The 4,744-nt window shown below is 70.2% G+C and carries 6 protein-coding genes and 1 pseudogene; 4 read left to right on the plus strand and 3 right to left on the minus strand.

The features are described 5' to 3' along the window. Positions 1-259: pseudogene (locus ACRDP3_RS24950) on the minus strand (hypothetical protein); the annotation flags it as partial. Positions 260-607: 348 nt separating this feature from the next. Here ACRDP3_RS24950 and ACRDP3_RS24955 point away from each other — a divergent pair. Beyond that, the gene (locus ACRDP3_RS24955; RefSeq protein WP_431519246.1) at positions 608-1,177 is read left to right on the plus strand and encodes a DUF2269 domain-containing protein; all 570 of its coding nucleotides are present in this window, start codon (positions 608-610) and stop codon (positions 1,175-1,177) included. Between the two features lie 15 nt (positions 1,178-1,192). Here ACRDP3_RS24955 and ACRDP3_RS24960 read toward each other — a convergent pair whose 3' ends face one another. Further along, positions 1,193-1,624: a MarR family winged helix-turn-helix transcriptional regulator gene (locus tag ACRDP3_RS24960; RefSeq protein ID WP_431519251.1), complete on the minus strand. Its 432-nt coding sequence runs from the start codon at positions 1,622-1,624 to the stop codon at positions 1,193-1,195. Positions 1,625-1,746: 122 nt separating this feature from the next. Continuing rightward, complete coding sequence (locus ACRDP3_RS24965; protein ID WP_431519247.1) at positions 1,747-3,000, minus strand: MFS transporter; 1,254 nt, start codon at positions 2,998-3,000, stop codon at positions 1,747-1,749. A 154-nt stretch (positions 3,001-3,154) separates the two neighbouring features. On the opposite strand from ACRDP3_RS24965, the gene ACRDP3_RS24970 reads away from it, so the two are divergent. The 3 genes from ACRDP3_RS24970 to ACRDP3_RS24980 all read left to right on the plus strand — a co-directional run bounded on the left by ACRDP3_RS24970 (position 3,155) and on the right by ACRDP3_RS24980 (position 4,700). Beyond that, positions 3,155-3,604: a MarR family winged helix-turn-helix transcriptional regulator gene (locus ACRDP3_RS24970; RefSeq protein ID WP_431519248.1), complete on the plus strand. Its 450-nt coding sequence runs from the start codon at positions 3,155-3,157 to the stop codon at positions 3,602-3,604. Beyond that, on the plus strand, positions 3,601-4,083 hold the full coding sequence (locus tag ACRDP3_RS24975) for a GNAT family N-acetyltransferase (protein ID WP_431519249.1): 483 nt from the start codon (positions 3,601-3,603) through the stop codon (positions 4,081-4,083). The genes ACRDP3_RS24970 and ACRDP3_RS24975 overlap by 4 nt, the downstream gene beginning before the upstream one ends. A 455-nt stretch (positions 4,084-4,538) precedes the next feature. Next, complete coding sequence (locus tag ACRDP3_RS24980; RefSeq protein WP_431519250.1) at positions 4,539-4,700, plus strand: hypothetical protein; 162 nt, start codon at positions 4,539-4,541, stop codon at positions 4,698-4,700. The last annotated feature ends 44 nt before the right edge of the window (positions 4,701-4,744 follow it).

Consider the following 4,744-nt stretch of genomic DNA (forward strand, 5'->3'; position numbering starts at 1 on the left):
GCACGGACGCCTCCGCGGGCGCCTCCGGCCGGCGGGCCCGGGCGGCGCCGGAGCCGACGGGGCGTATCGCGCTCGGCGAGCGGCCCGGTATCTCCCCGCCGTCGGCGTCCTGTTCACGGTCGCGGTCGTATTCGCGGTCATCGGCCGTGGCCTGGTCGGCGGCGTGCCGCTTCGCCGGGGCGAACCAACCCCAGTCGCCACTGTCACCGCTGCCGCCGTCCCCGGCGGACGCGCCGTTACCGGCCGACGTGGTGGTCATGGTCTGCCTCGTTCTGCCTCGCCTCGAACTCTTACGGACACTCTGCGCACTCACGTACTCGGAAGATGTGGGTGATCCCCCCTGACACCGGCTGCGGATCCCCTGTCGCACGATGCGGACTCGACCATACCGTTGTCACTTCAGTGCACAAGTCCCATCGGGCGGGGAGGGTGCAATACGTGACGAGAACCACTGAATCGGAATTACCGCCCGAAGCCGACGAGCGCGATTCGCGTCACGAAGATCACGACCCCGCACCCGACGCCCGACTCCGTACTCGCCCGCGAGTACGGAGAGCTACTCCCACCGTCAGACGCGTCAACCGGTTCGGCACAGCACCGTGGAAACATGCCTCAGCTACCGCGGCCCGCGCGCCGGACCCTCCTCGTCGCCCACGTCACCGTCTCCGTCGGCTGGCTCGGGATCTCCCTGTGCCTGCTGGCCCTCGCCATCGCCGGCGCCCGCGACCCCGCCGGCTTCGCCGAACCCGCCTACCGCGCCATGAAGCTCTTCGCCGACTGGCTGCTGCTCCCCGTCGCCCTGCTCACCCTCGGCACCGGCCTGCTGCTCTCCCTCGGCACGGCCTGGGGGCTGGCCCGGCACCGCTGGGTCTACATCAAGTTCTGGCTCACCCTCGTCGCGATCGGGCTCACCGTCTTCTCCTTCCGGCCCGGCGCGACGGAGGCGGCGGAACGGGTCGCGGCGGGCGAGTACGTCCAGACCACCGGCCTCCTCTTCCCGCCCGCCGTTTCGCTCGCTCTCTACGCCTTCCTCACCGCCGTCTCGGTGCTCAAGCCCTGGGGCCTGACCCGGCGCGGACGCGGCCTGCGCGAGACCGCCCGTACGGGCGGGCGTACCGGGGCGCGTACCGGCGCCCGTAAGCCGGTGGCCGCGAACCGGCCCCGCCAGCCGGCCTGACCCCGTGACGGTGTCTCACCACACGGGGCGCAGTGGTGGCAGCGACTCCCCGGCCAACTCGCGGACGATGCGGGCCAAGTCGGACCGTACCCGCGCGAGATCCACCCCCTCGCCGGTCCCGTCCGTGCCGCGCAGCCGGTCGCCGAGTTCGGCCTCCAGCCCGTGCAGGACGCGCCCCGCCACCGCCAGATGCGTGCGTGCGGCGTCCGTCAGCACCACCAACTTCCGCCGCCCGCCCGCGGGGTGCGGCTCGCGGCGCACGTAACCACGCTGCTCCAGGTCGTCCACGAGTTGGCCCGCGGCCTGCTTGGTCACCCCCAGCCGCTGGGCCAGTTCAAACAGGTGTGGATGCAGACGGCAGGCACCGTCACCGTCTGCGCCGACGGCCGGGAGGAGACCGTCACCGCGGGTCAGGCGGTCATCCTCCCGGCCGGCTGCGTACGGCAGTTCCGCGCCGGCGGCGAGGAGGCCGCCGAGGCCCTGGTCGCGATGCCCGCGGGGGGGGACGGGCGAGCACCCCTGACGCGCCTACGACGAGGCGCCCGCTGCCCTGGGCCGAGTGACCCGGCTCAGTGCAACGCAGGGCGACGCCCCTCCCGTACAGGTGACGCCCCGAATCCCGTGGCGACCACGACCCGCCCGGCGTTCGGGGACGGGCCGCGCCGGTCGAGGAACGCCGAGACGACGGCCAGCGCCAGCGCGGATGCCGCGAGCACCGCGCCCACCCAGTTCGGCGCCGTGGGGCCGGCCCCCGCGTCCAGCACCAAGCCACCCAGCCAGGCGGCGAGCGCGTTGCCCAGGTTGAAGGCGCCGATGTTGACGGCGGAGGCAAGGGTCGGGGCGTCGGCGGTCTGGTCGAGGACCCGCTTCTGCAGCGGCGGCACCGTGGCAAAGCCGAAGGCCCCGATCAGCGGCAGCGTCACCGCGGCGGCCACCTTGTCGTACGCGGTGAAGGTGAACAGCGCCAGCACCACCGCCAGCGCCCCCAACGCCGTGCACAGCATCGGCATCAACGCCCGGTCCGCGAACCGCCCGCCCACGAGGTTGCCGACGACCATACCCAGACCGAAGAGCACGAGCAGCCAGGTCACGGACGAACCGGCGTAGCCGGCCGCGCCCGTCATCATCGGGGCGATGTAGGTGATCGCGGCGAAGACCCCGCCGAAGCCGAGGACGGTCATCGCCATTGCGAGCAGGACCTGCGCGTTACGGAAGGCGGCCAGCTCGCTTCGGATACGGGCGCCACCGCCGGCGGCACCAGCTTCCCGCCGTTCCTGCGTTTCCTGCGGTACGAGCGCTCCGATTCCGGCCAGCCCGAGCACCCCGAGCCCGGCGACGGCGGCGAAGGTGACGCGCCAGCCGAACTGCTGCCCGAGCAGGGTGCCCATCGGCACCCCCACCACGTTGGCGACCGTGAGCCCGGTGAACATCATCGAGATCGCCGCCGCCTTGCGGTGCGGTACCACCAGACCGGCCGCGACGATCGAGCCGATGCCGAAGAAGGCGCCGTGCGCGAGGGACGCGATGACCCGGCCCGCCAGCATCACTCCGAAGACGGGGGCCACGGCGGACACCAGGTTGCCCGCGATGAACAGGCCCATCAGCAGCATCAGCATCCGCTTGCGGGAGACGCGGGTGCCCAACACGGCCAGCAGCGGCGCCCCGACGACGACGCCGAGGGCGTAGCCGGTGGTGAGAAGACCGGCCGTGGGCACGGACACCCCGAAGTCGCTTGCCACCTCCGGCAGCAATCCCATGATCACGAACTCGGTGGTCCCGATTCCGAAGGCGCCGAAAGCCAGCGCCAGTAGTGCGAGCGGCATGGTGAGCCCCTTCACAATTGCATGCGTGCGTCATTAACAAGCGCAGACAATAATTGCAGACGCGCTATACATGCAAACGCGGACTATTTCGCTCGTGGACTACCCTGGAGACCGCCACGGCCCGCGACGACCCTTGAGAAGAGGTACAGGAGCCATGCCACGACCGGACCCCGGCCTGTCACAGGGCTGGTGCGCGCTCTCCGCCCTGCACGGCCGCATCGAGGCCCACATCGAACGCGCACTGCAGGCGGAACACGCACTGAGCGTCCGCGAGTTCTCCGTACTCGACGTGCTGAGCGAGCAACACGACGGCGACGGCGGACACTTCCGCATGCACCAGCTCTCCGACGCCGTCGTCCTCAGCCAGAGCGCCACCACCCGGCTCGTCAACCGCCTCGAAGAGCGCGGGCTGCTCACCCGCTACCTCTGCGCCGACGACCGCCGCGGCATCTACACCAACGTCACCGACGCGGGCCACGCCCTACTGTCGGCAGCCCGTCCGACGAACGACGCCGCCCTCCGCGAAGCCCTCGAATCCGCGGAAGAACGCACCGAACTGGCCCCCCTCGTCCGGGCCGTACGCGCCCTGCGACCGACGGCATGAACGGTGCGACCCCGCCACCATCACCGCCACCGCCGGTCACCATGCGGCGCGCCACCGCGGACGACATCCCCGCCATCGTCTCCATGCTCGCCGACGACCCCCTCGGCGCCCGGCGCGAGAGCCCCGGCGAACCGGCCCTCTACCGCCCGGCGTTCGACCGCATCGACGCCGACCCGAACCAGCACCTCATGGTCGCCCAACGCGACGGCCGTACGGTCGGCACCCTCCAACTCACCATCATCCCCGGCCTCTCCCGCCGCGGCTCGACCCGCGCGCTCGTGGAGGCCGTCCGCATCCACGCCGACGCGCGTGGCAGCGGACTGGGCGGCCGGCTCATCGAGTGGGCCGTTGACGAGGCCCGCCGCCGGCACTGCACCCTGATCCAGCTCACCTCCGACGCCACCCGCCTCGACGCCCACCGCTTCTACGAGCGGCTCGGCTTCGAGGCGTCACACGTGGGCTTCAAGAAGCAGCTCTGAGGTACAAACGGAGACCAGCACGAAATCGCAAGAATGCACGCCATTCGAGCGTGTCTTCATACCTTCTGTCGCGTTACTCCTTTAGGGGTGGAACATCATGGAAGCCACCCCCATGTCCGAGTCACGTCCGATGGGGAGGAATGGCGCATGGTGCACGAGGGCGCACTACTGGAATCGCAGACCCTGCGCGCGAGCGTCGTGGAACGCACCGAAGCACTCGACAAGGTCAAGTTGCTGTCCCTGCTGCCGGACGGCCTGCATGTGAGCACGCAGATGGTCGCCGCATATTTCGAGGTGGGCGAGCGAGTCATCAACAGGCTCATGCAACGCCATCGCGAAGAGCTCACCGAGAATGGCATGCACACGCTGCGAGGGGCTGAGCTGGAACTTTTTAAGAGAGACATCCTGTCTCTCTTACCGGAGGGTTATCCACAGCCTCGGTCCAACCTCACGGCATGGCCAAGCTCGAATACAAGGCCGACGTCGCCCTGCTGGTCGCCACAGCGCCCTTCACCCGGGATGCCCTGCTCGTCTCCGCACGCCACGAGGTGACCGCCATCCACCGCGGCCTGCTGGAGGCGTGGAACAACGGAGCGAAGCTCCGCGTACTGGAGTAACCACATCAACGGCAGGCCCGCGAAAGGGCCCGAAGTCGCAACTC

This window comes from Streptomyces sp., assembly GCF_050698815.1.
Taxonomy (GTDB): Bacteria; Actinomycetota; Actinomycetes; order Streptomycetales; family Streptomycetaceae; genus Streptomyces.